General features: G+C 71.3%; 26 protein-coding genes. 9 read left to right on the forward strand and 17 right to left on the reverse strand.

Features of this window, described 5'->3' with window-relative positions:
* Positions 1-3: 3 nt before the first annotated feature.
* The 5 genes from ABZ906_RS15115 to ABZ906_RS15135 all read right to left on the reverse strand — a co-directional run bounded on the left by ABZ906_RS15115 (position 4) and on the right by ABZ906_RS15135 (position 5,037).
* Complete coding sequence (locus ABZ906_RS15115; RefSeq protein ID WP_361382066.1) at positions 4-1,008, reverse strand: 2-hydroxyacid dehydrogenase; 1,005 nt, start codon at positions 1,006-1,008, stop codon at positions 4-6.
* A gap of 69 nt (positions 1,009-1,077) precedes the next feature.
* On the reverse strand, positions 1,078-2,115 hold the full coding sequence (locus ABZ906_RS15120) for a 6-phosphofructokinase (protein WP_361188904.1): 1,038 nt from the start codon (positions 2,113-2,115) through the stop codon (positions 1,078-1,080).
* Between the two features lie 134 nt (positions 2,116-2,249).
* Complete coding sequence (locus ABZ906_RS15125) at positions 2,250-2,894, reverse strand: response regulator transcription factor (RefSeq protein WP_361383179.1); 645 nt, start codon at positions 2,892-2,894, stop codon at positions 2,250-2,252.
* 68 nt (positions 2,895-2,962) lie between these two features.
* Positions 2,963-4,225 (reverse strand): DUF5931 domain-containing protein, encoded by a 1,263-nt coding sequence (locus ABZ906_RS15130; RefSeq protein ID WP_361382070.1) that lies wholly within the window; start codon positions 4,223-4,225, stop codon positions 2,963-2,965.
* Between the two features lie 65 nt (positions 4,226-4,290).
* The gene (locus ABZ906_RS15135) at positions 4,291-5,037 is read right to left on the reverse strand and encodes a lysophospholipid acyltransferase family protein (RefSeq protein WP_361188984.1); all 747 of its coding nucleotides are present in this window, start codon (positions 5,035-5,037) and stop codon (positions 4,291-4,293) included.
* A gap of 160 nt (positions 5,038-5,197) precedes the next feature.
* Here ABZ906_RS15135 and ABZ906_RS15140 point away from each other — a divergent pair, with 160 nt between their 5' ends.
* Together ABZ906_RS15140 and ABZ906_RS15145 are read left to right on the forward strand one after the other, a co-directional pair.
* Entirely contained in the window at positions 5,198-5,977 is a 780-nt protein-coding gene (locus ABZ906_RS15140; protein WP_361188912.1) for an alpha/beta fold hydrolase, read from the forward strand.
* Positions 5,970-6,602, forward strand: a complete 633-nt coding sequence (locus ABZ906_RS15145; protein WP_361188914.1) for a hypothetical protein — start codon at positions 5,970-5,972, stop codon at positions 6,600-6,602. The genes ABZ906_RS15140 and ABZ906_RS15145 overlap by 8 nt, the downstream gene beginning before the upstream one ends.
* Positions 6,603-6,618: 16 nt before the next feature.
* Here ABZ906_RS15145 and ABZ906_RS15150 read toward each other — a convergent pair whose 3' ends face one another.
* From ABZ906_RS15150 to ABZ906_RS15175, 6 genes are all read right to left on the reverse strand, one after another.
* Complete coding sequence (locus ABZ906_RS15150) at positions 6,619-7,377, reverse strand: endonuclease/exonuclease/phosphatase family protein (protein WP_361382073.1); 759 nt, start codon at positions 7,375-7,377, stop codon at positions 6,619-6,621.
* A gap of 90 nt (positions 7,378-7,467) precedes the next feature.
* Positions 7,468-8,409 (reverse strand): ROK family glucokinase, encoded by a 942-nt coding sequence (locus tag ABZ906_RS15155; protein WP_361188920.1) that lies wholly within the window; start codon positions 8,407-8,409, stop codon positions 7,468-7,470.
* A 54-nt stretch (positions 8,410-8,463) separates the two neighbouring features.
* Positions 8,464-8,934 carry a DUF5304 domain-containing protein gene (locus tag ABZ906_RS15160; protein WP_361188922.1) on the reverse strand — a complete coding sequence of 157 codons (471 nt, stop codon included), beginning with the start codon at positions 8,932-8,934 and terminating at the stop codon, positions 8,464-8,466.
* Between the two features lie 71 nt (positions 8,935-9,005).
* On the reverse strand, positions 9,006-10,142 hold the full coding sequence (locus tag ABZ906_RS15165; RefSeq protein ID WP_361382076.1) for an ArsA-related P-loop ATPase: 1,137 nt from the start codon (positions 10,140-10,142) through the stop codon (positions 9,006-9,008).
* Between the two features lie 43 nt (positions 10,143-10,185).
* The gene (locus ABZ906_RS15170) at positions 10,186-10,629 is read right to left on the reverse strand and encodes an SRPBCC family protein (protein WP_190081350.1); all 444 of its coding nucleotides are present in this window, start codon (positions 10,627-10,629) and stop codon (positions 10,186-10,188) included.
* A gap of 90 nt (positions 10,630-10,719) precedes the next feature.
* A complete protein-coding gene (locus ABZ906_RS15175; protein ID WP_361188987.1) occupies positions 10,720-11,469 on the reverse strand; it encodes a metallophosphoesterase in 750 nt (249 codons plus the stop codon).
* 339 nt (positions 11,470-11,808) lie between these two features.
* Here ABZ906_RS15175 and ABZ906_RS15180 point away from each other — a divergent pair, with 339 nt between their 5' ends.
* Positions 11,809-13,605, forward strand: coding sequence for an AMP-dependent synthetase/ligase (locus ABZ906_RS15180; RefSeq protein WP_361382079.1), 1,797 nt, complete (start codon positions 11,809-11,811; stop codon positions 13,603-13,605).
* 194 nt (positions 13,606-13,799) lie between these two features.
* Here the strand turns inward: ABZ906_RS15180 and ABZ906_RS15185 are convergent, their stop codons facing one another.
* Positions 13,800-14,942 carry a glycosyltransferase family 4 protein gene (locus ABZ906_RS15185; protein WP_361382082.1) on the reverse strand — a complete coding sequence of 381 codons (1,143 nt, stop codon included), beginning with the start codon at positions 14,940-14,942 and terminating at the stop codon, positions 13,800-13,802.
* Between the two features lie 115 nt (positions 14,943-15,057).
* Here ABZ906_RS15185 and ABZ906_RS15190 point away from each other — a divergent pair, with 115 nt between their 5' ends.
* Positions 15,058-16,326, forward strand: coding sequence for a glycosyltransferase family 87 protein (locus ABZ906_RS15190; protein ID WP_361382085.1), 1,269 nt, complete (start codon positions 15,058-15,060; stop codon positions 16,324-16,326).
* On the opposite strand, the gene ABZ906_RS15195 is transcribed toward ABZ906_RS15190, so the two are convergent.
* The 5 genes from ABZ906_RS15195 to ABZ906_RS15215 form a co-directional block, all read right to left on the reverse strand.
* A complete protein-coding gene (locus tag ABZ906_RS15195; protein WP_361382088.1) occupies positions 16,283-17,479 on the reverse strand; it encodes a hypothetical protein in 1,197 nt (398 codons plus the stop codon). The genes ABZ906_RS15190 and ABZ906_RS15195 overlap by 44 nt on opposite strands.
* 42 nt (positions 17,480-17,521) lie before the next feature.
* The gene (locus ABZ906_RS15200) at positions 17,522-18,550 is read right to left on the reverse strand and encodes an NlpC/P60 family protein (protein WP_361199089.1); all 1,029 of its coding nucleotides are present in this window, start codon (positions 18,548-18,550) and stop codon (positions 17,522-17,524) included.
* A 255-nt stretch (positions 18,551-18,805) separates the two neighbouring features.
* Positions 18,806-19,837, reverse strand: a complete 1,032-nt coding sequence (locus ABZ906_RS15205; protein ID WP_190081344.1) for a C40 family peptidase — start codon at positions 19,835-19,837, stop codon at positions 18,806-18,808.
* Between the two features lie 382 nt (positions 19,838-20,219).
* On the reverse strand, positions 20,220-21,569 hold the full coding sequence (locus ABZ906_RS15210) for an NYN domain-containing protein (protein WP_361199086.1): 1,350 nt from the start codon (positions 21,567-21,569) through the stop codon (positions 20,220-20,222).
* Positions 21,570-21,603: 34 nt separating this feature from the next.
* Positions 21,604-21,843, reverse strand: a complete 240-nt coding sequence (locus ABZ906_RS15215) for a hypothetical protein (RefSeq protein WP_361199083.1) — start codon at positions 21,841-21,843, stop codon at positions 21,604-21,606.
* 138 nt (positions 21,844-21,981) lie between these two features.
* Between ABZ906_RS15215 and ABZ906_RS15220 the strand changes: the two genes are divergently transcribed.
* The 5 genes from ABZ906_RS15220 to ABZ906_RS15240 all read left to right on the forward strand — a co-directional run bounded on the left by ABZ906_RS15220 (position 21,982) and on the right by ABZ906_RS15240 (position 25,551).
* Positions 21,982-22,716, forward strand: a complete 735-nt coding sequence (locus ABZ906_RS15220; RefSeq protein WP_361382091.1) for a rhomboid family intramembrane serine protease — start codon at positions 21,982-21,984, stop codon at positions 22,714-22,716.
* Positions 22,713-22,994, forward strand: coding sequence for an Lrp/AsnC ligand binding domain-containing protein (locus tag ABZ906_RS15225; protein ID WP_361199078.1), 282 nt, complete (start codon positions 22,713-22,715; stop codon positions 22,992-22,994). The genes ABZ906_RS15220 and ABZ906_RS15225 overlap by 4 nt, the downstream gene beginning before the upstream one ends.
* A gap of 106 nt (positions 22,995-23,100) precedes the next feature.
* Positions 23,101-23,448 (forward strand): small secreted hydrophilic protein, encoded by a 348-nt coding sequence (locus ABZ906_RS15230; RefSeq protein WP_361382094.1) that lies wholly within the window; start codon positions 23,101-23,103, stop codon positions 23,446-23,448.
* Positions 23,435-24,892, forward strand: coding sequence for an ATP-binding protein (locus ABZ906_RS15235; RefSeq protein ID WP_361382097.1), 1,458 nt, complete (start codon positions 23,435-23,437; stop codon positions 24,890-24,892). Before ABZ906_RS15230 ends, ABZ906_RS15235 begins: the two co-directional genes overlap by 14 nt.
* Positions 24,889-25,551, forward strand: coding sequence for a response regulator transcription factor (locus ABZ906_RS15240; protein WP_361199069.1), 663 nt, complete (start codon positions 24,889-24,891; stop codon positions 25,549-25,551). Before ABZ906_RS15235 ends, ABZ906_RS15240 begins: the two co-directional genes overlap by 4 nt.
* Positions 25,552-25,600: the final 49 nt, after the last annotated feature.

The following is a 25,600-nucleotide window of genomic DNA, read 5'->3' on the forward strand; positions in this document are numbered from 1 at the left end:
GGTCTAAGTCGCGAGGGGCGCCGGGACCAGCACGTTCTCGCTGCGGCGGCCCTCCCGGTAGTCCAGGACGTTCTGCACCGTGGTCCCGACGATCTGGCCGACCGCGTCCACGGTGTAGTACGCCTGGTGCGAGGTGACCACGACGTTCGGGAAGGTCACCAGGCGGGCCAGGGTGTCGTCCGTGACGGCTTCTAGGGACTTGTCGAGGAAGAAGAGCCCGGCCTCCGCCTCGTACACGTCGAGCCCGACGCCCGCGAAGCGCCCGGCCCGCAGCTCGGAGACCAAGGCATCGGTGTCGATCAGGCCGCCGCGGCTGGAGTTCACCAGGATCGCGTCGTCCTTCATCATGCGCAGCGCGTCGGCGCCGATGATGTGCTGCGTGGCGGGCAGCAGCGGAACGTGCAGGCTGATCAGGTCGGCTTCGGCGAAGAGCCGGTCCTTGTCGACGTACTCCATGCCGAGGTCGACGCACGCGGGGTTCTCGGCGACGTCCCAGCCGAGCAGGCGCATGCCGAAGCCGTGCGCGATCCGGGTGAACGCCTCGCCGATCTTTCCGGTGCCGAGCACACCGACCGTGCGGCCCCGCAGGTCCCGGCCCATCAGCCCGTCGAGCCTGAAGTCGAAGTCGCGGGTGCGGTTGCCGGCCCGGACGATGCGGCGGTTGACGGCCATCGCCAGGGTCCAGGCGAACTCGGCGACGGAGTACGGCGAGTAGTACGAGACGCGCGCGATGGTGAGGCCGAGGCGTTCGGCGACCCGGAGATCGATGTTGTTGAACCCGGTCGAACGCTGGGCGATCATCTGCGTCCCGCCCGCGGCCAGGGTCTGCAGGACGCGGCCGCCGAGGTCGGCGTTGACGCTGGTGGAGATGATCTCGTGGCCCGCGGCGATGGGGGCGGTGTCCTCGGTGAGGAAGACGTCCAGGCACCGGACGTCGTGGTGTCCCGCGAAGGCCTTCTCGATCAGCGGCTTCTCGTCGGCCTGCACGCCGAAGGCGAGGATCTCCATGCCGGGGAGTCTATGTACCACCCGGTGGGACGGCACCCGGAGCACCGGGCACCGTCCTACCCGGACGTCTCAGCCGAAGAAGACCCCGACCTCGGAGTACAGCTTCGGGTCCACCGTCTTCAGACGGGCCGTCGCCTCGGAGATCGGGACCCGCACGATGTCCGTGCCCTGGAGCGCGACCATCTTCCCGAAGTCGCCGTCCCGCACGGCCTCGATCGCGTGCAGGCCGAAGCGCGTGGCAAGCCACCGGTCGAAGGCGCTCGGCGTCCCGCCGCGCTGGACGTGCCCGAGGACGGTCGTCCGCGCCTCCTTGCCCGTCCGGCCCTCGATCTCCTTGGCCAGCCACTCCCCCACGCCCGAGAGCCGCACGTGCCCGAAGGAGTCCTGCGACCCGTCCTTGAGGACCATCTCGCCGTCCTTGGGCATGGCCCCTTCGGCGACGACGACGATCGGCGCGTACGAGGCCTTGAAACGCGAGGTCACCCAGGCACACACCTGGTCGACGTCGAAGCGCTGCTCCGGGATGAGGATGACGTTCGCGCCTCCGGCGAGCCCGGAGTGCAGCGCGATCCAGCCCGCGTGCCGCCCCATGACCTCGACCACGAGGACCCGCATGTGGGACTCGGCGGTCGTGTGCAGCCGGTCGATGGCCTCGGTGGCGATGCCCACGGCGGTGTCGAAGCCGAAGGTGTAGTCCGTGGCGGACAGGTCGTTGTCGATCGTCTTCGGTACGCCGACGACATTGATGCCGTACTCGTCGGTGAGCCGGGCGGCGACGCCGAGGGTGTCCTCGCCGCCGATCGCGATGAGGGACTCGACCTCGTTCTTGGCGAGGTTCTCCTTGATGCGCCGGACGCCGTTCTCCTCCTTGAGCGGGTTCGTGCGCGAGGAGCCGAGGATGGTGCCGCCGCGGGGCAGGATGCCTCGTACGGCCGGGATGTCGAGCGGGACGGTGTCGCCCTCCAGGGGACCGCGCCAGCCGTCCCGGAAGCCGACGAACTCATAGCCGTACTCCTGCACGCCCTTGCGGACGACGCCCCGGATGACGGCGTTGAGCCCGGGGCAGTCGCCGCCTCCGGTCAGTACTCCGATTTTCGTGGCCGCCATGGAAACGTCCCTTCGCCTCAGTGACCTGATGCGAGTCACGCTAATGGTGATCCAGGTCACTCAGGGACGGTGCGGATGGTCAATTCCTGGCCGGAACAAGGGAGTTGATCACCCGGATTCACTCGTATGGGGGGTCACGCGTCGTCGAGACCCCGCTCGATCGCGTACCGCACGAGCTCCACGCGGTTGTGCAGCTGGAGCTTGCCCAGGGTGTTCTGCACGTGGTTCTGCACGGTGCGATGCGAGATGACCAGGCGTTCGGCGATCTGCTTGTAGCTCAGTCCCTTGGCGACGAGCCGGAGCACCTCGGTCTCGCGGTCGGTGAGCTGCGGGGCCTTCGGCTCGTCCGGGGCGCCGGGCACCGGATCGGACGCCAGACGGCGGTACTCGCCGAGGACGAGGCCCGCGAGGCCCGGCGTGAAGACCGTGTCGCCGACGGCCGTACGGCGCACCGCGTCGGTCAGCTCGGCCGTCGACGCCGACTTCAGGAGATAGCCGGTGGCGCCGGACTTGACCGCCTCCAGGACGTCGGCGTGCTCGCCGCTCGCCGAGAGGACGAGCACCCGCAGGGCGGGGTTGGCGCCGACGAGTTCCTTGCAGACCTGGACGCCCGGCTTCAGGGGCAGGTTCAGGTCGAGCACGAGGACGTCGGGAGCGGCGGCCTGTGCGCGGCGCACGGCCTGCTCGCCGTCGCCCGCCGTGGCGACCACGTCGAAACCGGCCTCCGTGAGGTCGCGGGCCACCGCGTCCCGCCACATCGGATGGTCGTCGACGACCATGACCTTGACCGGGGCCGTGTCGCCGGTGTCGCCCTGGTCGGCCCCGCCGCCGTGCTGATGCTGCTCGCTCATCGTTCCTTTCCTGCCTTCCCCCGTGTGCTGCCCGCGTCCGGCGCGCCCTGTGCGGCCCGCGGGACCCTGAGTTCCACTTCTGTCCCCTGGCCCGGCACCGAGATCAGCTCGGCCGTGCCTCCGATGTCCCGCAGGCGCCCCCGGATCGACAGGGCGACACCGAGCCGCCCCTCGCCCTCGGCCTCCGCGAGACGCCCCTCGGGGATGCCGGGGCCGTCGTCCCGCACCGTCACGATCACCGCGTCCGGTTCGTCCTCCACCAGGATCCAGGCCCCGGCGTCCGGGCCCGCGTGCCGGTGCACGTTGTCCAGGGCGGCGCCCACCGCTGCGGCGAGTTCCCGCGCGGCGCGCGGCGCCATGGCCACCGGGGCGCCAGGCTCCGAGACGGTCACCTTCGCGCCCGCGTACGGGAAGAGGAGCGTGCGCAGGTCACAGGGCTCGCCGTCATCGGCGTCCGCGTGCTCGTCGGGCTCCTCCACCGCGCGGACGACGGCCCCGAGCGAGGCGTCCTCCGACTCGTGCGACGTCCGGACCAGGCCGCCCGCCACCAGGGTGCGCAGGGCGACCTCCTGCTCGCCCGCCATCCTGCCGAGCTCCGCCGCCTCGCCGCCGAGGGCGCTGCCGCGCCGCTGCACCATCGCGAGGACCTGGAGCACGCTGTCGTGGATGTCGCGGGCGAGGCGCTCCCGCTCGCGGGTCGCGGCCTCGATCTCCAGGGCGCGGGCGAGGGTGCGCTCGGAGGCGCGGGCCACCTCGACGACGTAACCGATGGCGATGGACGCGATGCAGACGAGCAGGACGTTGTGGAGCGTGTCCTGGGTGGGGCTGCCGCGCTGCGCGATGTTGGCGGCGCCGACGAGGGCCGACGCGAAGGCCGCCCACCGCCAGCCGCCCTTGATCGCGAACGCGAGCACGGCGCCCGCCGTCCATATGGACGGCAGCGTCGGGCCGTCGTGCACGATCCGCTGGTGCGAGTCGGCGACCGGCGTGAGCAGGATGCCGACGAGCGCGATGGTCAGGTCGGTGACCAGGAACCGCTTGGTGCAGCTCGCCGCGTTCGCGACCTTCGGCAGCGTGCCCAGGGTCCAGGCCGCGAGCACGGCGTAGAACGCGATGGCCACCCAGGGGCGGTCGAACTTCTCGTACGCGGCCACGAAGAGGCCGATCGCGTACAGCATCGTCAGTACGCGATAACCCGTGAGCGCACGCCACAGCGGCTGCTCGACCGACATCCTCATGACACGCACGCGCTTGGTCATGTCCCCCCACCCCTCGGGTCGCCGCCGGTCCCCCCGGGCGCTCGCTCCCCCGTACACCGACGCGCTTACGCGCCGGACCGTTCCTTCTCGGCCGCCGCGGCCGCCTTCTCCGCCTTTTTCTCGGCTTCCTTCTCGGCCTTCGCCGCCTCCGACATCCGGCGCTTGGCCGCCGTCGCGTACTCGTCGACGTACTCCTGGCCGGACAGCTTCATGATTTCGTACATGACCTCGTCGGTCACCGCCCGCAGGACGAACCGGTCCTGGTCCATGCCGTGGTACCGGCTGAAGTCGAGCGGCTTGCCGATCCTGATGCCGGGACGCATCAGCTTCGGGAGCACCTTGCCGGGCGGCTGGATCTTCTCCGTGTCGATCATCGCCACGGGGAGGACGGGCGCCCCGGTGGCCAGGGCCACGCGCGCGAGGCCGCCGGGCTTGCCACGGTAGAGCCTGCCGTCGGGCGAACGCGTACCTTCCGGGTAGATGCCGAAGAGCTCGCCCCGCTCCAGGACCTCGATGCCGCTCTTGATGGCCGCCTCGCCCGCGCCGCGGCCGCCGGAGCGGTCCACGGGCAGCTGGCCCACGCCCTTGAAGAAGGCCGCGGTGAGCTTGCCCTTCACGCCCGGCGACGTGAAGTACTCCGCCTTCGCGATGAAGGTGACCTTGCGGTCGAGGACCGCAGGCAGGAAGAAGGAGTCCGAGAAGGACAGATGGTTGCTTGCCAGGACGGCCGGCCCCTCGGCGGGTACGTTCTCAAGGCCCTCCACCCAGGGCCTGAAGCCGAGCTTCAGCGGCCCGCCGATGGCGACCTTCATTGCGCCGTAGATCAAACCGAGTGCCTCCTGTTAAGTGTGGATCAGACCATAACCCGCAGTAAGCCCAAAGAGCCCGACGGCCCTGGTCGGTGTCAGTCCGGTCGCGTACCGTGAAGTACTCCTCGAATCCCCGCTGCCACACCTCACGAAGGAGACCGAAGTGCCGGTCCTCCCCGGAGCCGAGCCGTACCGCCACGAGGGCGGCGAGGTCGGCGTCCTCCTCTGTCACGGCTTCACCGGTTCCCCGCAGTCCCTGCGCCCCTGGGCCGAGTACTTGGCGGGCCACGGCCTGACCGTCTCGCTCCCGCTGCTTCCCGGTCACGGCACGCGCTGGGAGGACCTCCAGGTCACCGGCTGGCAGGACTGGTACGCGGAGGTGGAGCGCGAGCTGAACGCCCTCCGGGAGCGGTGCACGGACGTCTTCGTCTTCGGCCTCTCCATGGGCGGCGCGCTCACGCTGCGTCTCGCCGCGAAGCACGGGGACGAGGTGCGGGGCATCGTCCTGGTGAACCCGGCGAACAAGGTGCACGGCCTGGCCGCGCACGCGCTGCCGCTCGCCCGGCATCTGGTGCCCTCGACGAAGGGCATCGCCAGCGACATCGCCCTGGACGGCTCGGTCGAGATCGGGTACGACCGGGTTCCGCTGCACGCGGCGCACTCGATGCGCCGCTTCTTCCAGCGGCTCGACCGTGAACTGCCGCAGGTGACGCAGCCGTTGCTGCTGCTGCACAGCCCGCAGGACCATGTGGTGCCGCCCGCGGACTCGGCCAGGATCCTCAGCCGGGTCTCCTCCACGGACGTCACGGAGACCCTCCTGGAACAGAGCTACCACGTCGCGACGTTGGACCATGACGCGGACCGGATCTTCGAGGAGAGCTACGCGTTCATCGGCCGGCTCGCCCCCAGTGTCGGTAAGGAAGGGACGGCCACCGGTGGCTGAGCAGGACCGAATCGAACCCGACGGCGAGAGCCGCGAGCCCGAGAAGAGGCAGGAGCCCTCCGAGGGGCTGCCCCTGGACGAGGACGCGGCCTGGCAGGCGATCGTCGCGGGGTACGGCCAGGAGCCCGCGGACCCGCCGGGCGCCAAGCCGTTCAAGTCCATCGAGGACCTGGCCCTGCTCGAACCGGAGACGAACGACACCCCGGGAGCGGACTCCGGCAAGGCCAGGAACCCCACGGCCCCCGACGACCCCGACGACTCCGGCTCCAAGAAGACGCTTGGCGGCTCCGTCTCCTTCGCCCCCGGCGTGGGCGCGGGCCCGCGTGACTACGACGCCCCCGAGGCCTCGGACGACGACCTCGGCGAGGACGACGAGGGTCACTTCGTCCCGCCGGAGCCGCCGCCGCTGCCCGCCGCGGACGTCACCGCGAAGTTCGCCTGGCTCGCCGTCCTCGGGGGCCCGGTGCTCATGCTGCTCGCGGTGCTGCTCGGCTGGCAGATGACGTGGTGGCTCGCGACGCTCAGCATCGGCGGCTTCCTCGGCGGCTTCGCCACGCTGGTGGCGCGGATGAAGGGCGACGACGAAGAGGACGACGAGGATCCGGGCCGCGGCGCGGTGGTCTAGAGGGACCCCGAGGGGCTCACAGGCCCTTGGCGGACGCGGGAATCCTGAGGGCGGCGAGCACCGGCAGATGGTCGGTGGCCGCCCGCAGATCCGCCTCGCTCACCCCGTCGAGCTCCAACGGCACGCCGCAGCCGAGGACTTCGACCCCGGAGGTGGCGAAGATCGCGTCGATGCGCTGATGCGGGTCGCCCGGCGTCGAGGTGTTCTCGCCGCCCCAGGGAGCGGTCTCCCAACAGTCCCGCAGCGTTGAGGCCAGCCTGCGGAACGTACGGCCCTTGGGCCGGTCGTTGAGATCGCCGCCCGCGACCGCGTGCTCCACGCCCATCCCGGCGAGCCGGTCGAGCAGCATCCCGCCCTGTGCGTACCGCTCGTCGGTCTGCAGGCTCAGATGGCAGCTCAGGACGCCGAGCCGGGCTCGGCCGAACCGCACGACGGCGGTCGCGAAGCCGCGCCGGTGCAGCCCCGGCGTCAGCGGAAGCAGCACGTCCTCGGTCCGCTCGACGGTGGCCCGCAGCGAGCAGAGCAGCGCGGGCCCCGACGCGGTGGCACCGCCCGAGAGCACCACCAGATCGGCGGCGCGGGCGAGCCGCGCCAGCTTCTTGCGCCACCGGAAGAAGCGGGGCGCTTCCTGGACGAGCACGAGATCGGGCGCGCAGGCGGCGATGACCCTGGCCAGCGCGTCGGTGTCGTCCCGCATGGACCGGATGTTGTAACTGAGCACCCGGACGACGGCCGAACCGTCGTCCTCGGTCCTGGAGTTGGGCAGCGTCACCATGGGGATCAAGATACGCGCTGCGGGAGGCCGCAACGACGAGGCCCGCCGCCCCCGAGGGGACAGCGGGCCTCGTACGCATGCTGCGTGCGGCTAGCCCTGGCGGGCCAGGTCGGCGGCGCCCACGAGGCCCGCCTTGTTGCCGAGCTGCGCGGCGAGCACCTGCGCGTGCGGGCGCCATTGCCCGCCGATGAGCCAGCGGCGGAACGACTTCCGGATCGGGTCGAGCACCAGCTCGCCCTCGTCCGAGAGGCCGCCGCCCACGATGAACGCGGAGGGGTCGAAGAGCGATGCCAGGTCGGCCAGGCCCGCGCCGACCCAGCGGGCCAGCTCGCGGTACGAGTCGACCGCGACCGGGTCGCCCTGCCGGGCCGCCTCGCTGATGTGCTTGCCCTCGATGCCTTCCACCGTGCCGTCGCCCAGGCCGAGGAGGATGTCCGCGGCTTCCGGCGTCGCGTTGGCGCGCTGCTTTCCATAGCGCAGGAGGGCGCGTCCGGATGCGTACTGCTCCCAGCAGCCCTGGCTGCCGCAGCCGCAGAGCAGCCCGTCCGGCACGACCCGGATGTGGCCGAACTCGGCGGCCACGCCGAAGCGTCCGCGCCGCAGCTTGTTGCCGATGATGATGCCGCCGCCCAGGCCCGTGCCGAGGGTGATGACGATGACGTCCTCGTGGCCCTGGCCCGCGCCGAAGCGGTACTCGCCCCAGGCGGCGGCGTTCGCGTCGTTCTCGACGACGACCGGCATGCCGACCCGCTGCTCGACCTTGTCCTTGAGCGGCTCGTGGCGCCAGTCGATGTTCGGTGCGAAGAGAACGGTGGCACGCTTGTCGTCCACGTAACCGGCGGCGCCGATGCCGACGGCCTCCACGTCGTTCCCCTTGCCGGCGCCGGAGACGGCGGCACAGATCGCGTCCACGATGCCTTCGGCGGTCGGCGGAGTGGGCACCGTGTGGGTGTCGAGAATGGTGCCCTCTTCGTCGACCACTCCGGCCGCGATCTTCGTGCCGCCGATATCGACGCCGATGGTGAGTCCCATGTGTCCCTCAGTTTCGGTCGAGCCCCGCTATGGGCAACCGTACCCGAGGGGTGTTCAGTCCAGGTCGATGTGTTCGCCGGGACCGGGGCCCTCGTCGCGCGGTTCGGGGCCCTTGGCGGCGTCGCTCCCGCGGGTCCAGCGGCCCTCCTGGCCCTCGACCGCGGAGCGGTAGGCGGCGAGCAGTTCGCTGCCGGCGGCGGCGAGGTGGTCGAAGACGTCGGGGTTGCGCTCGATGACCGGCTCGACGGCGGCCTTCGCCTGCTGGACGACCTGCTTCACGGTCTGCTCGACGGCGCCCTGCGCGACCGCGCCGAGCAGCGGCGTCTGGAGCCCGGACAGCTTCTCCGACACGGCGTCGACGAGCTTGCGCAGCTCCTCGCCGGCCGAGCCGGGCGGCGGCCCGTACTGGGCACGGCGCCGGGCCTTCTCCGCGGCGAGATCCTCGGCGCACGCCTTCTCCCACGCGTCGGCGTCGGTGTCGGCCGCTTCGGGTTCGGGCGCTTCGCGCTCGGTGGCATCGCTCATGACGGAAGACTCCTGCGGAGGGCGGTCCATGGATTCGTACTCTCGACGTTACCCGAACGGCGGTTGCGCGTTCACCGTGCCTGCGGCCACAGATCGGGGTCGGGCGTGAACCGCACCCGCAGCTCGCCCTCGCGCAGACCGGCGCCCGCGACGGTGCAGCGGCGCAGGGCCGACGGCAGGGGGACGATGCGGCGGAAGGGGCCCGCGGTGACGACCAGTTCGTCGCCGCGCCGGATCAGTCCGAGCTCCTCGCGCACGGCGCCGGGGAGCGGGATGTGCCAGGTCAGTACGCCGTCTTCGGCGAGGGCGTCGATGACGGGCCACTCAACGGGTGCCGGGGCGGCGGCGGGGGCGGGCACGCCGAGGGCGGCCAGGTCGTCGGCGCCGCGCGGGTCATGTCCCAGGTGCGGCAGGGGGACGAGGCTTTCGCCGTACGTCTCCTGCCACTCGGCCAGCGTTTTGCGCTGCTGGGCGATGAGCGCGGCGAACCATGTGCCGGCGGCGTCGTCGGGCAGTACGCGGTTGGCGTGCACGGCGTCGGTGCGCAGGCCTTGCAGGGCGAGGCCGGTGGTGGCGGCGCGCACGGCGTCGGCGGCCGCGGGTCCCGGCTCGGCGACCAGGCGGACCGTCGTGCCCGGCGCCTCGATCACGGCCCGGGCGGCGGCGAGTTCGGTGTCCCAGCGGGCCGCGGTCTCGTACAGCCAGGCGGAGGGCATCGGGACGCCCGCCATGCGGCCGAGCATGGGCCGCAGGGCACGGGCCGCCTGCCGCTCGGGCGGAAGGAGCCTGCGGAGGTAGCGGCACAGCTGCTCGGGCAGAGCGAGGACCGCGAGGGCGCGGGGCGCCGGGGGCAGGTCCACCACCACGGTGTCGTACGCGCCCTGTCCGGCGTCACGCAGCGCGCGCAGGAGGGCCAGCTCCTCGCTGCCGGGCAGCGGGGTGAGCTCCTCGCCCTCCAGACGTCCGGCGCCGAGCAGGTCGAGCGCGGAGGACGCGCGGTTCTGCAGGGCCAGGAGGTCGTCCCGGAACTCGTCGCCGGGACTCGGGCGCCGGACGGTGAGGTTCGCGTGTTCCGCGCCGAGGGTGTCGACGCGGTCGGCGCAGATCAGCAGGGTCCGGTGCCCCTCACGGGCGGCACGGAGCGCGGTGGCCGCGGCGACAGTGGTTCGGCCGGAGCCGCCGGGGCCGGTGAACAGAAGGGTGCGCATAGGAGTGAACGGTACGTGAGCCGCCGGGAGCGGCCCCGCGCCGTCAGGCCTTCGGACCGGCTTCCACGCGCTTCTTCAGGCCCGCGAGCGCCCGGTCGATGATGACCTTCTCCGCCTTGCGCTTGATCATGCCGAGCATGGGGATCTTGACGTCGACGGTCAGCTTGTACGTGACCTCCGTGCCGGTGCCCGCGGGCCGCAGCAGGTAGGACCCGTCGAGGGAGCGCAGCATCTGCGACTTGACGAGGGTCCAGCTGACCTCGTTCTCGCCGGTCCACGTGTACCCGAGCGTCTGGTCGTCCTTGATCGCGCCCGCGTCCATGACGAGGCGGACCTGCTTGGCGCGGCCCTGCTCGTCGGTGTCGAGCACCTCCGCCTCCTTCACCTCACCCGTCCAGTCCGGGTAGCGCGCGAAGTCGGCGATCACCCCCATCACCTCGGCCGGTGCCGCCTCGATCGTGATGCTCGAGCTGGTGTGTTCCGCCATCTCTGTGGCTCCTCCAGATGCGGTCCGGTACGGGGGATGGTGTCTATATGTGTGACGCGTGAAGGCTACCGCGCACCGAGTGGCCCGCTGTCACCACTCCAGGGCCCACGGCCTGCCCGAGCTCGCGAAGTGCCCCACGTTCACACACTCCGTCGCCCCGACCCGCATCCGCCGGGTCAGCGGTTGATGCACGTGGCCGAAAAGTGAGTACCTCGGGCGGGTCTTGTGAATGGCCGCGAGCAGCGCGCGGCTGCCCCGCTCGAAGCGGCGCGCGACGGTGTCGTACACGAGCTCGGGGACGTCCGGCGGGATGTGCGTGCAGAGCACGTCGACCTCCCCGATGGCCTCGATCTTGGCCGCGTACTCCTCGTCGCTGATCTCGTAGGGCGTGCGCATGGGCGTACGCAGGCCGCCGCCGACGAAGCCGAAGACCCGGCCGCCGATCTCGGCCCGGCCGCCGTCCAGGACGGTGGTGCCGGGGCCCGCGTACTCGGACCAGAGGTTCGGCATGTCGACGTTGCCGTACGTCGCGTACGTCGGTGCGGGGAAGGCGGCGAAGAGCTCGGCGTACTGCTTGCGCACCGCTTTCTCGATGGCCGGAGCGCGGTCTATGCCCGCCCACAGCCGGGCGCCGAGCTCTCTGGCCTCGTCGAATCGGCGTGCGGTGCGCAGCTCGACGAGGCGGTCCGCGTTCGCCTCGCCGAAGAGGTCGGGAAAGATACCGCGCGAGTGGTCCGCGTAGTCGAGAAACAGGACCAGATCACCGAGACAGATGAGTGCGTCGGCCCCTTCGCCCGCGCGGGCGAGATCCTTTGCGTTGCCGTGCACGTCACTGACCACATTGACCCTGAAACCTGGCATGCCGATCACCCTAGAACGCTCGGGCAAACGTGGGTAGAGGCCCCGAGAAGCACAAAGAAGGGGGCGGACCTGCGGTTACTTCCGAGTCGGGAATGGCGTGGCGTACTGTGCGGTTCAGACCACAAAGACGTGTGACGCACCGAACATCTGGCCCGGACCCCCTACCGAACAAGCCATACCCATGGGTAACGTCCGGGCAGTCCAGTAGTGCTCCAGCCTTCTTTCCCCCCATTTCCACGGAGCACCTGCCCGATCTTGGACCGCACCGTCGCATCGCACAACGTCGTGGCGCCGGCGCCCTATGTAGGAGCAGCAGTCTTGCGCGAGTTCAGCCTTCCGGCCCTGTACGAGGTCCCTGCGGACGGCAATCTGACCGACATCGTCCGCAGAAATGCCGCGCAGCATCCGGATGTCGCCGTCATCGGCCGCAAGGTGAACGGCACCTGGCAGGACGTCAACGCCAAGACCTTCCTCGCCGAGGTGCGCGCTGCCGCGAAGGGGCTCATCGCCTCCGGAGTGCGCCCCGGTGACCGCGTCGCCCTGATGTCCCGCACCCGTTACGAGTGGACGCTCCTCGACTTCGCGATCTGGAGCGCGGGCGCGGTCACCGTGCCGGTGTACGAGACGAGCTCCGCCGAGCAGATCCAGTGGATCCTGGGCGACTCCGGCGCCGTCGGCATCATCGTCGAGCTCGACGCCCACACCGCCGCCGTCGACTCCGTGCGCGACCGGCTTCCCGACCTCGTCAACGTCTGGCAGATCGACGCCGGCGGCATCGAGAAGCTGAACGCCGCGGGCGCCGACGTCCCGGAGGAGACCGTCGACGAGCGCAGCGCGGTCGCGGGCGCCGACGACCCGGCCACCATCGTCTACACCTCGGGCACCACGGGCCGCCCCAAGGGCTGTGTGCTCACGCACCGCAGCTTCTTCGCGGAGTGCGGCAACGTCGTGGAGCGCCTCAAACCGCTCTTCCGTACCGGCGAGTGCTCGGTCCTCCTCTTCCTGCCCGTCGCGCACGTCTTCGGCCGCCTGGTCGAGGTCGCCGCGCTGATGGCGCCGATCAAGCTGGGCCACGCGCCGGACGTCAAGAACCTCACGGACGAGCTCGCCTCGTTCCGGCCGACCATGATCCTGGGCGTCCCGCGCGTCTTCGAGAAGGTCTACAACTCGGCGCGCGCCAAGGCACAGGCCGACGGCAAGGGCAAGATCTTCGACAAGGCCGCGGACACGGCGATCGCCTACAGCCGCGCCCTGGACACCCCGAGCGGTCCCTCGCTCGGCCTGAAGATCAAGTACAAGACGTTCGACAAGCTGGTCTACAGCAAGCTGCGGGCTGTCCTCGGCGGACGCGGCGAGTACGCGATCTCGGGCGGCGCGCCGCTCGGCGAGCGCCTGGGCCACTTCTTCCGCGGCATCGGCTTCACGGTCCTGGAGGGGTACGGCCTGACCGAGTCCTGCGCGGCCACCGCCTTCAACCCCTGGGACCGCCAGAAGATCGGCACGGTCGGCCAGCCGCTGCCCGGCTCGGTCGTCCGGATCGCCGACGACGGCGAGGTGCTGCTGCACGGCGAGCACCTGTTCACTCGGTACTGGAACAACGAGGGCGCGACGGAAGAGGCGCTCGCCGACGGCTGGTTCCACACGGGCGACATAGGAACGCTCGACGAGGACGGCTACCTCCGGATCACCGGCCGCAAGAAGGAGATCATCGTCACGGCGGGCGGCAAGAACGTCGCTCCCGCGGTGATCGAGGACCGCATCCGTGCGCACGCGCTCGTCGCGGAGTGCATGGTCGTGGGCGACGGGCGGCCCTTCGTGGGGGCGCTTGTCACGGTGGACGACGAGTTCGTGGGCCGGTGGGCCTCGGACCACGGAAAGCCCGCCGACTCCACGGCCGCGTCGCTCCGGGAGGACGCGGACTTCCTCGCGGCGATCCAGAGTGCGGTGGACGACGGCAACGCGGCGGTCTCCAAGGCGGAGTCCGTACGCAAGTTCCGGGTGCTCGGCACGCAGTTCACCGAGGAGTCGGGGCATCTGACTCCGTCGTTGAAGCTGAAGAGGAACGTCGTGGCGAAGGATTACGCGGACGAGATCGAGGCGATTTACCGCGGGTAGCGTTTGCGGGGCGCCCACTCGCCGTGGGGGGCCTGCTTTCTTCGCGACTTGCGGTCGCGGCTGGTTGCTCGCGCAGTTCCCCGCGCCCCTGAAGCCGGGGCTGCGCCCCGCTTCTCAGGGGCGCGGGGAACTGCGCGACCAGCCGACAACGACGGTCAGTCGCGCAACAACCTCCAGCGGCACCCCACTAGGCGCTAAAGCAACTCCCGCAGCTTCTCCGCCAGGAGATCCCAGCGCCAGCGCTCCTCCACCCACTCGCGGCCCCGCCCGCCCATGCGCTGACGCAACTCCGCGTCGCCGAGCAGGGTGACGATCCGGTCCGCCGCCGCCTCGGGCGAGCCGCCCCGGACGACCCACCCCGTCTCCCCGTCGAGCACCGCGTCCGGCGCCCCGCCGGAGTCCCCGGCCACGACCGGAAGGCCGGTGGCGGAGGCCTCCAGGTAGACGATCCCGAGGCCCTCCACGTCAAGGCCGCCCCGCCGGGTCCGGCACGGCATGGCGAAGACGTCCCCCGCGCCGTAATGCGCGGGGAGTTCCTCCCACGGCACCGCCCCGGTGAACCGCACGGAGTCCGAGACCCCGGTCTCGGCGGCCAGCTTGCGCAGGTCCTTCTCGTACGGGCCGCCCCCGACGATCAGGAGCACCGCCTCGGGCTCCCGGGCCAGGATCCGGGGCATGGCCAGGATCAGCGTGTCCTGTCCCTTGCGCGGCACGAGCCGCGAGACGCACACCACGACCGGCCGGTCCGTCAGGCCGAGGCGGGCCCGCACGGCGTCCCCGCCCGATCCGGGGTGGAAGGTCTTCTCGTCGACGCCGGGCGGCAGTTGCACCATCCGCCCGGCCGCAGCGGGCGACAGCGCGGTGGCGATGCGCGAGCGCGTGTACTCGCCCAGATAGGTGATCGTGTCCGTGGACTCGCCGATCCGGCCGAGCAGTTGGCGTGAGGCGGGCAGTTGCGCCCACCCCGCCTCGTGCCCGTGCGTCGTGGCGACGAGCCGCCTCGCGCCGGCTTTCCGCAGCGTCGGCGCCATGAGCCCGAGTGGTGCCGCCGCCCCGAACCACACCGACTCGCAGCCGTGTTCGCGCAGGAGCGAGACCGCGCGCCGGGTGACGCGCGGGGTCGGGAGCAGCATCGTCGTGGGGTCGCGTACGACCTTGAAGGGCTGCTCGGCGTCGAAGGCGGCCGTCGCCTCGGCGCCCTCGCGGCCCCGCTTCCACGTGGAGGCGTAGACGACGAGCTGTTCGGGGTCCAGGCGCAGCGCCATGTTGTGCAGGAACGCCTGGATGCCACCGGGCCTGGGCGGGAAGTCGTTCGTGACGATCAGGGTCTTGTGCATCGTCGCCCGACAGTACCGAAAGCCCGCCGGGGCGCCGAACGGCCTCGCCTCCCGGACGGCCCCGCCTCTTGGCCCCTGCCCGGCCGCGCCCGGCATCATGGCTCACCGAACCACAATGAAGTATCCGAAAAGGGGCGTGGTGTGTGTGGCGCGGATCCTGACCGTCTGGGTGCTGACCAGGACGGTGCTGCTGCTCTGCGTCTTCGGGGTGCTCACCGCTCCCGGCCCTGACGTGACCAGCGACGTCTCCGTCATCTACGAAGGGTGGTACGAGGTCCTGCGCACCGGCACCTTCCCCCTCGACGACGTCACCTGGCAGTACCCGCCCGCCGCCGCCCTCGCGATCCTCTCCCCCGCCCTACTGCCGTTCGCCGGTTACACGTCGGCCTTCTTCGTCCTCGCCCTCCTCGCCGACGCGCTGGTCTGCGGGCTGCTCCTGTACGCGGGCGGACGGCCCGGCAAGTCCCTGCGGGGAGCCTGGACGTGGGTCCTGGGAGCGGCACTGCTCGGCCCGACCGTGTACGCCCGCTACGACGTGATGGTGACGGCCGTCGCGGTCGCCGCGCTGCTCGCCGGGGCCCGGCATCCCCGGGCGATGGGGGCTCTCGCGGGGTTCGGCGCGCTGCTCAAGGTGTGGCCCGCCCTGCTGCTCGTCGGCATGCCACGCGGGCGTGCCACCCGCAGCTCGTGGGGCGCGGCAGCCGCCACCGCCGTCGGCCTGACCCTGGCCTTCCTCGTGACGATGCCCGGCGCGCTCGCCTTCCTGACCTTCCAGCGCGACCGCGGCACCGAGGTCGAGTCGCTCGGCGCGCTGGTCTTCCATGTCGCACGGCATCTCGGCTGGCAGGGCGACGTGCAGCTCAACTACGGCTCGGTGGAGTTCCTGGGTCCCGGGGTCACGCTGGTCAGCACGGTGGCGCAAGGGCTCTCCGCGGCGGCCTTCTGCTGGCTGGTCGTGTGGCGGCTTCGCGCACGCGTCCGGGCGGCGAGCACGGTCGCGGACGCGGCCTTCGTCGCCGTCCTGCTGTTCACGACGACGAGCCGGGTGATCAGCCCGCAGTATCTGCTGTGGCTGGTCGGGGTCGCCGCCGTGTGCCTGGCGTTCCGCGGGAGCCGCATGGTGCTGCCCGCGCGCCTGGTGCTCGCGGCCACGTTCGTGACGTTCCTGGAGTTCCCCGTCTGGTTCTCGCACGTGGTGGCGAGCGATCCGCTGGGCATCACCCTGCTGCTCGTACGCAATGGTCTGCTCGTCGCGGCTGCGCTGCTCGCCTGCCGCAACCTGTGGCGGCAGACCGTGTCCGAACCACGGGCCCGCGAAAGCGCACCGGCGCCCGCACGGGTCAGCCGAGCTCCTCGCGCAGATACGTACGCCACTGCGCCGTGAACTCCTCCGGAGTGGTGTCCAGGACCTCCTCCATCGCGTCCTCGACCGCACCGGGCCGCTTCTCGTGCGCGCCCACCGCTTCGTAGAAGTCCCGCAGGTCCGCCTCGCCCCACTGGTCCGCGATCATCCGGCAGGCCAGCCAGGAGCCTTCGTACGCGGCGGCCAGCTTCTCCGCGTCCCCGCTGAAGCCGAAGTCGTCGTCCTCGGGGAGCGCTGCGGGCAGCCGCTCCCGCTCGACGGCGCGGCGCAGTTCGGGAGCGGCCTGCGCTGCGGTGCGGCCCGTGCCGCGGTAGCCCACCCAGTCGGCGAGGCCCTCGGAGAGCCACAGCGGGGTCGCGGACGAGGTGTGCGCGCGGGTCGCGACGTGGGTCGCCTCGTGGGTGAGCACGACCTGCTTGCCGAAGTCGCCGAGCACGCCGTACGCCTCGGGGTTGACGATGATCCGGTCGGCGGGAGCGGCACCGGAGCCGCCCGCCTCCCCCGTGGTCACCGCCGCGATCCCCTGATAGCCGGAGGCAGGCGCCCCGAGCAGCCCGGCCATGCCCTTGAGGGACTTGGGCACCAGGACGACGATCCGCTGCGGCCACTTTCCCTTCCAGGCGTCCCGCACCAGGGGAACCGCCCGGTCGGCGAGGTCCGCGTACCCGCGCAGCGTCGTCTTCTCCCGCTCGCCGTTCCCGACGCCGAGCACGAGGCTGTGAGCGCCCCGTACGGACGTGACGGGCCCCTGGTCCCAGAGTTGCTCCGAGGACTTCTCGGCGGGGCGCTCAGCGGCGACGTACCAGTGTCCGTCGCGCTCTCGCAGCGTGAGCGCTCGCGAGGTGGTGAGCGGCTCGCTGTCGTAGCCCTTGATGCGGTAGCGCAGGTCCGCGGTCGCGGTGGCCCGGTCGCCGGTCCGCTCGAAGGAGGTCAGGCGGTACTTCCAGGACGTCAGCGGCACCTCGCGGAGGTTGTCGTAGACGTCGGCGGCCCCGGCATCCTGGCCCGTCGCGCGGTACGCCCCGGCGTCGCGGTCGAGCACCGCGTCCGCGCGCCGGTCGAGCATCCTGCGCACGTCCGCGGGCGCCGCGTCGGGTGCCGAAGGACCGCCGCACCCGACGAGCAGGGCGACACAGATCCCCGACACCCACGACCCACGCCCGCGACCAGCCACGTTTCAGATCGTACGGGCAGCGGGCCGCGGGGGGGGGGCCGGTCAGACCCGGGTCACCGACGAGACCGGCATCATGCCGACCGGGTCGTAGCGCACGGCGGCTCCGGGGTAGGGGGCGTGCACGACCTGGCCGTTGCCCACGTACATCCCGATGTGGCTCGCGTCGTCGCGGTAGGCGACGAGGTCGCCGGGCTGCGCCTGCGAGAGGGGCACCTGCTGCCCCGCGTACCGCTGGGCCTGCGAGGTGCGCGGCAGGCCCACGCCCGCCTGCGCGTACGACCACTGGGTGAGCCCCGAACAGTCGAAGCCGGACGGGCCGTTGGCGCCCCACACGTAGGGCTTGCCGACCGCCGAGCGTGCCGCCGCGATAGCGGCGGCGGCCCGCGACGAGGACGGGGCGGCGCTGCCGAGGTCCGGCATGTCGCCGCGTCCCGAGCGCGACGACCTGTCGTACTCCTCCCGGTCCCGTGAGGACAGCGAGTTGAGCAGCCTGCGCGCCTTGGCGAGCTTGTGCTCGACGCTCCGCTTGTGGCGGGCCACGGCGGTGCGGCTCTTCTCCAGGTCGAGGAGTTTGCGCCCCGCCTCCGTGCGCTCCTGGGAGAGGCTGCGCTGGGCCTTCTGCAGGTCGGTCAGCTCACCGGCCTGCCGGGCGCTGATGCGGTCGAGTGCCGCCGCCTTGTCCAGATAGCCGTCCGGGTCGGAGGAGAGCAGCAGGGCCAGGGAGGGATCGACGCCGCCCGAGCGGTACTGCGCCCCGGCGAGCGAACCGAGCGCGCCGCGCATCGTGTTGATGCGCTCCTGGCCGCGGGCGACGCTGTCCTTGGCCCGCTCGACCTGCTCGCGCAGGGTGTCCGCGCGCTCGTCGGCCTTGTTGTACGCCTCGGTGGCCTTCTCGGCCTGCTCGAAGAGGCGGTCCACCTTGGCCTTGGTGGTGGCCGGGGTGTCCTGCGGTGCGGCGCCGGCCGGCGTCGCGACGAGAGCCGCCGCGGCAGTGGCCGCGGCGGCCGAAAGGATGGTGACGCGCGTGCTCCGGTCCGGACCGGACAGCGCGAGACGACGATGGGACCCCACGGGAAGCCGCTCTCCCTCCGCATGACGGACCCCCGGGCGAACCGGGGGAAAGTCCCCCGATCCGTCGGGGGAATGCGCGCGACAGTAGCGGTGAGATCACGTCACGGCCAAAGACCTCGCCGGGCACACAACGTGACGCGCCCCGCCGGAGACGCAGGTCACCGACGGGGCGTGAGGTCAGCGGGAGTTCCCCGAATTCGCCCGTTCGGGCGGACCACCGGTCGTTTCAGATGCGGACGACCGGGTGCCGGGAACTCAGATGCGGACGCCGAACTGGAAGGAGCCGATGGTGGACATCGACTCGTAGCGCACCACGGCGCCCGGCTTCGGCGCGTGCAGGACCTGGCCGTTGCCCGCGTACAGACCGACGTGCGCGAGGCTGTTGAAGAACACCAGGTCGCCGGGCTTCAGCTCGCCGCGGCCGATCTTCGGGCCGTCGTTCTGCTGGGTGTACGTGGTCCGGGTGATCTGGACACCGGCCTGGTTGTACGCCCACTGCGTGAGGCCCGAGCAGTCGTAGGAGTTGGGGCCGCTGCCACCGGAGACGTAGGGCTTGCCGATCTGCGTGGCGGCGGCGCTCAGGGCGGCCTGGCCGCGCTGCGAGGCCGGCGCCTCCTTGCCGAGGTCCACACGGTCGCCGGCGTCGCGGCTGGCGCGCTGCTCCTTGGCGGCGAGCTCCTGCTTCTCCTTGGCCGTCAGGGTGTTGAGCAGCTTCTGGGCGGCGCCGAGCTTGCTCTGGACTTCCTTCTTCTTCTTGCCCAGTTCCTTGCGCGTGTCGGCGAGGTCCTTGAGCTTGTCGGAAGCCTCCTTGCGCTCCTGCGCGAGGGTCCGCTGCTTCTCCTGGACCTTCTTGAGCGCCTCGACCTGCTGACCGCTCAGCTGGTCCATGGTGGACGCCTTGTCCAGGTAGTCGTCCGGGTCGGCGGAGAGGAAGAGCTGGACGGAGGGGTCAAGGCCGCCGGAGCGGTACTGCGCGCTGGCCATCGAACCGAGGCCGCCGCGCAGGTCGTTGAGGTCCTCCTGGCCGCGGGCGACCTTGTCCTGAAGCTCGCCGATCTCCTTCTCGAGCTTCTCCTGCTTCTCCTTGGCGCCGTTGTACCGGTCGGTGGCCCGGCCCGCGTCCTCGTAGAGCTTGTCGACCTTGGACTTGACCTCGTCCTTGCTCGGCTTCTCACTCGGGGCCGCGTTGGCCGCCTGGGAGGTGAGTGCGACGGCAGCGGCGGCGGTGGCGGTGAGCACGGTCACGCGCGCGCGGCTCGGCTGCTTGGGTCGGCGGTGGGACGCCACGAAGGCGGCTCCTTCTCCTCCAGCCGCCTACCGAGGGCCGGTCGGCGGGGACCACCGCTGCCACCCCGGATGGGTGATCAACCGAGCGGAGGTTCGAGGCGAGACCCTAGTGACCTTCTTGTGATCAGTTCAAATCCTGACCGGTAAAAAGTGGGGTGCCGGGCGCATATTTTACCGATAACGCACAGTCGGTAATGATGATTTGACGCTACGTCGCGCAGCGTGTGCACCAATTCGGGCATAGGTAACAGGAGTTACTTGCGCACCCTTTGCCGCGAAAGCGGCGTGCGCCGGTCGCGCGTAAGGGCGCGCACGCCGCACCTTCAGAAGACGTACGCCGGGTGATGCGAACGGGGCTGCGGCAGGCGCGCGCGAGGCCGGCTCAGCCGCGCGAGAGCCTCTTCAGGAGGACGGCGGACGCGACGGGGCGCGCGCCCGCCTTCGCGATCCCGTCGGCCACTTCCCGGTCGGTCGACACGACCACCACGGGGCGTCCTGACGGCTCGGCGCGCACCAGCTGGCGGATCAGCTCGTCCGCCGTGACACCGGGCTTGGAGAAGAGCACGCGGACCCCGCGCGGCGGCGCGAGCAGCACGGGAGCGGCGAGTTCGGCACCGTCGAAGACACAGGTCATCTCGGCGCCGGTCTGCGCGGCGAGCTGCGAGAGCGAGCCGAGAAGGCGCAGCCGCTGCTTCTCCAGGGGCATGGTCGGATAGCCGGTCTTGGTGACGTTGTAGCCGTCCACGACCATGTGCGCCTGGGGCAGCGCGAGCAGCTGGTCCAGGATCGCCGGGTCGTTCTCGGAGAGCGCGCGGGCCGCGATGTCCTTCGGTGTCATCCGGCCGGGCTCGACGGCGTCCACCGTCTCGGCGGGGCGCACGGAGACGGGCGGCAGGGCCAGTTCGCGGCGCAGTCCCTGGGCGGACTCCAGGACCGTGTCGAGCAGCAGCCGTACGCGCATGTCCTCGACGCTGCGGCCCTCGCGCGCCGCCCTGCGGCTGGCCTCCAGGGCGGCCTCGGTCTCGCCGAGCCGTGCCTTGAGGCGCCGGGTCTCGCTCTCGGCGGCGGACAGCTGCGCCTGGCCCTCGGCCTTGGCCGCGTCGGACTCGGCGGCGGCCTTGCGCAGGGCCGCCTCGCCGCGCTTGACGTCGCTGAGGGCGCCGCGCAGCTTGCGATGCATCGATTCGGCTTCCTTCTTCGCCGACTCGAGCTCCGTGCGCAGCCGTTCGGTCTCGGCCTTCGTGTGGCCGCGGGCAGCCGCCAGCTCCTCGCGCAGTCGTTCGAGTTCGGCCCGCGTCTCGTCGTCCACGCGCTCGGCGTCCGCCCGCAGGGCCTCTTCGCCCGCGGCGGTCACCAGCTTCACCCAGCCGGTGGGGCGCAGCACATAGGCCGCGGCCGCCACATCGAGGGGGTCCGCGGCCGGGGGTGGTGTGCCCGCGTCCAGGGCGCCGGTGAGCTCGGGCTGCGCCTCTCTGAGACGTTCGCCGATGCGCTGGCGGAAGAGCGGGTCGCCCTCCAGGGCCGTCGCCATGGCGTTGCCCGCGAACTTCGTGCGCCGGGTCGGCGTGAAGCGGGCGTACTGCCGCAGCTGCGCCGGAAGTTCGCCGACCGTCAGACCGCCGAAGCCGTCCGAGACGATCTGGACGACCCGTCGGCGCACCCCGTCGGGCAGCGGACGGTCGAGCACCTCAGCGGCGCCGTCGTCCGGCTCCCCGCTCGCGCTCTCCACCATCCGTCACCCCACTAGCTGTGCGGGGCCCGCTCCCTCAGGAGCCGGCGCCCGGCCTGTCCACGAGTTCCACCTGGTCCACCGCGTTGCACCAACGACAGCGAACCGACTCGATGGTCTCACTGACCACCTCGCGTTCCTCGACGTTCGACTCACCGGCCAGGTCGAGGTGCACATATTCGACGACCTTCGAACTGCGGGTCACGTCGAAACGCGTGAGATTGCCGCAGAGCGTGCAGCGCCACCGGGTGGTGTCGGTCGGCAGGGGAACCGTCATCGTGGCTGTTCGCTTTCCTTCGGAATTCCATGGTGCGTGGTGCCCGTAACCCTAAGGCCTGTAAGGGTCTCCTCGCGGCGGCCTCTCACGCGGCGGGGCGGTCTGTACGGTTTGCCGCCCTTACGTCATGCTCTGTTCATGATCAAGACGTGGGGTACGGCGGTCGGCCGGATGCTCAGGGGGCAGTCCGCCCCGGTGACGTACGGCCTGATCGGCGCATGCTGTCTGGTCTTCCTGATCTCCCCGCTGTCCGGGTTCAATCCCTCGTACGGCACGGGCGATCAGCTGATCGCCGCCCAGCAGGCCTACTTCGAGCGCTGGGGCGTGGTGCCGTCGGAGCTGTTCAGCGGGGCGCTGCGGCCCCTGCTCGCCCCGGCGACCGCGCTCTTCGTGCACGGCAGCTGGCTGCATCTCCTGGGCAACATGCTCTTCCTCTTCGTCTTCGGGGCGATGGCCGAGGAGCGGATGGGGCACGTCCAGTTCGCGCTCTTCTACCTCGGCTGCGGCTATCTCGCCCTCTTCGGCTACGCGGTCGCGCACGCGGGCTCCGACCAGACGCTGGTGGGCGCGTCGGGGGCGATCTCGGCGGTGCTCGGGGCGTTCCTGCGGCTCTTCCCGAAGGCGCGGGTCACCAGCATCTTCCCGTTCCTCTTCTTCCTGCCGCTGCGGTTTCCGGCGTGGGTGGTGCTGCCGTTCTGGGTGGCGCTGCAGTGGCTCGCGGCGCTGCAGGGCGGGCAGGGGCCCGGGGTGGCGTATCTGGCGCATCTGCTCGGGTTCTCGCTGGGGTTCCTCTACGCGTGGGTGAGGTATGGGCGGACGGCTAGAGTGAAGGAGCAGCCAGCACCGGCCATCGAGGGAGACAGCCAGCCGTGATCACCGCGATCGTGCTCATCAAGACCAGCGTGGACCGGATCCCGGAGATCGCCGAGTCGATCGCCGCCCTCGACTGCGTCAGCGAGGTCTTCTCGGTGACCGGCACGTACGACCTGATCGCCATGGTGCGCGTCACGCACCACGACGACCTGGCGGACGTCATCCCCGGCAAGATCAGCAAGATCCCCGGCGTGGAGGGAACGGACACGCACGTCGCGTTCCGCACGTACTCGCAGCACGACCTGGAAGCGGCGTTCGCCATCGGCCTCGACTCCTGAGGCGTCTCCTGAGGCGTCGCCGGGGGCCGGTCCACGGGCGCCGGATGAGCGTTTCTTCATCTGCCGCTCATGCTCCTGACGCGCTGTGCCGCGCACGCTCACTGCCATGGTCTTCTCCCATCGCATGGCGGCACTCGCCGCCGTCGTGGCGATCCCCCTCGGCATCGCCGCGACCAGCTACGCCCTGACGGACAGCCCCGAACCTCCCAAGGCCCCGCCCAAGGTGGAGCTGGAGAGCGGCTCTCCGTCAGCGCCGTCGTCGCCCTCATCACCCGCGTCGCCCGCGTCTCCTTCTACGAAGCCCACCACCACGCCCCGGCCGACGCCCAGTGACGAGACGGTGTCGCCGCCGCCGGTGAGCGAGAATTCCTCGGGCGATGACAACGACGACGACGGCAACGAAGGCAGCGGCCGGGGCGACAACGACGACGACGGCCCCGGTGACGACGGCTGAACGCCCGCTCCGCCGGATATCCGCCCGGGTCCGCATCCTGCTCTGGCTGCTCGTGGTGATGGCCGTCGCGCTCACCGCGGTCGCGGCCACCACGCGCTCCGTCCTGCTGCGCGACGTCGACCACCGCATCGACCGGCTGCTCGCCCAGGAGACCGCGGAGTTCACCAACCTCGCCCGCGAAGGGGTCGACCCGCACACCGGCCGGAAGTTCGCGGCCCCCGATCCCCTGCTGCGGCTCTTCCTCTCCCGGCAGTACGCCGACCCCGACGAGGAGCTCCTGGGTCTCGTCGGCCGCCCCGGCAAGGCGCCCGCGAAGAAGGAGCAGTCGCGCGAGCCGCGGATCGGCCATCCGCTCGCCGAGGACACCGCCGCGCTGCGCGCGGTCTTCGAGTCCCCCGATGCCACCGGCACCCTGCACCGCGACCGCGGCGAGGTCCGCTGGGCGAAGGTGGAGATCGCGGCGAGCGCGGGCCATCCGGCCGCGGCGTTCGTGGTCGCCTTCCACCCGGCGGGCGAACAGGCCAAGGCGGGTGACGTGTTCACGATGCTGCTCGCCATCTCCGGAGTGGCGCTCCTGATGACGACCGGCATCGGCTGGGCCGTCGCCGGGCGCATCCTCAAGCCCGTACGCCTGGTGCGTACGACCGCGGCGCAGCTCACCGAACAGGATCTGACCCAGCGCATCCCGGTCCAGGGAAGGGATGACATCGCGGCGCTCGCCGAGACGTTCAACGGCATGCTCGACCGCCTGGAGCGGGCGTTCGCCGCGCAGCGCGAGTTCGTCGACGACGCGGGGCACGAACTGCGCACCCCCATCACCATCGTCCGCGGCCATCTGGAGCTGATGGGCGACGATCCGCGCGAGCGCGAGGAGACGGTCCGGATCGTGACGGAGGAGCTCGACCGGATGAGCCGGATCGTCGAGGACCTGCTCCTCCTCGCCAAGGCCGAGCGCCCCGACTTCGTCACCCCGGAACCGGTGCAGCTCGCCGAGCTGACCGCGGACGTCTTCGTCAAGGCACGGGCGCTCGGCGACCGCGACTGGCGGCTGGCCGAGGTGGCCGACGGGGAGAGGGCCCTCGACCCGCAGCGCATCACCCAGGCGATGGTGCAGCTCGCCCAGAACGCCGTCCAGCACACGGTGCCCGGCGGGCGCATCGACATCGGCTCGCGCAGCTCGGCGGGCCGCGTCGAGTTGTACGTCGCCGACAGCGGGCCCGGCGTCCAGGCACAGGACGCCGCGGTGATCTTCGAGCGGTTCAGGCGCGGCACCGCACGCCGGGGCTCCCGGGCCACCGGCGCCGGGCTCGGCCTGGCCATCGTGCGCGCGATCGCCGAAGGACACGGGGGGCGAGTCGAGCTGCGGCCCACGGAAGGCGGCGGCGCCACCTTCGTACTCGTACTGCGAGAAGTACTGCGAGAACAGGAACCAGGACTGCCATGAACCGCATTCTCATCGTCGAGGACGAGGAGCGCATCGCCTCCTTCGTCGAGAAGGGCCTGCGCGCCAACGGCTTCACCACCACCGCGGTCGGTGACGGCGACGCGGCCTACGACTACGCCCTGACCGGCGGATTCGACCTGGTCGTCCTGGACATCGGGCTGCCGGGCAAGGACGGCTTCACGGTCCTGCGGCAGCTGCGCGAGGCCCGGGTGAGCACTCCGGTCATCGTCCTCACGGCGCGCGACTCGGTCCGGGACACGGTGGCGGGGCTGGAAGGCGGCGCGGACGACTGGATGACCAAGCCGTTCCGCTTCGAGGAACTGCTCGCGCGGGTGCGCCTGCGGCTGCGTACGGCGGCGGGGGCGCCCGAGGTGACGGTCCTTCGCAGCGGGGAGCTGACGCTGGATCTGCGCACGCGCAGGGCGCGTTCGGGCGAGCGGACCGTGGACCTGACGGCACGTGAGTTCGTGCTGCTCGAACTGTTCCTGCGCCATCCGGGTCAGGTGCTCTCGCGGGAGCAGATCCTCTCGCACGTGTGGGGGTACGACTTCGACCCCGGGTCCAACATCGTGGACGTGTACGTACGGGCGCTGCGCAAGAAGCTGGGCGCCGAGCGGGTGGAGACGGTGCGCGGGATGGGGTACCGGCTGCCGGGGTGAGGGCCAGTGTCCGGAGCCGTGGGTGAAATTCCCTTCATCAGAGCCTCAT

The sequence above is a fragment of the Streptomyces sp. NPDC046925 genome (assembly GCF_040644915.1).
Classification (GTDB): Bacteria; Actinomycetota; Actinomycetes; order Streptomycetales; family Streptomycetaceae; genus Streptomyces.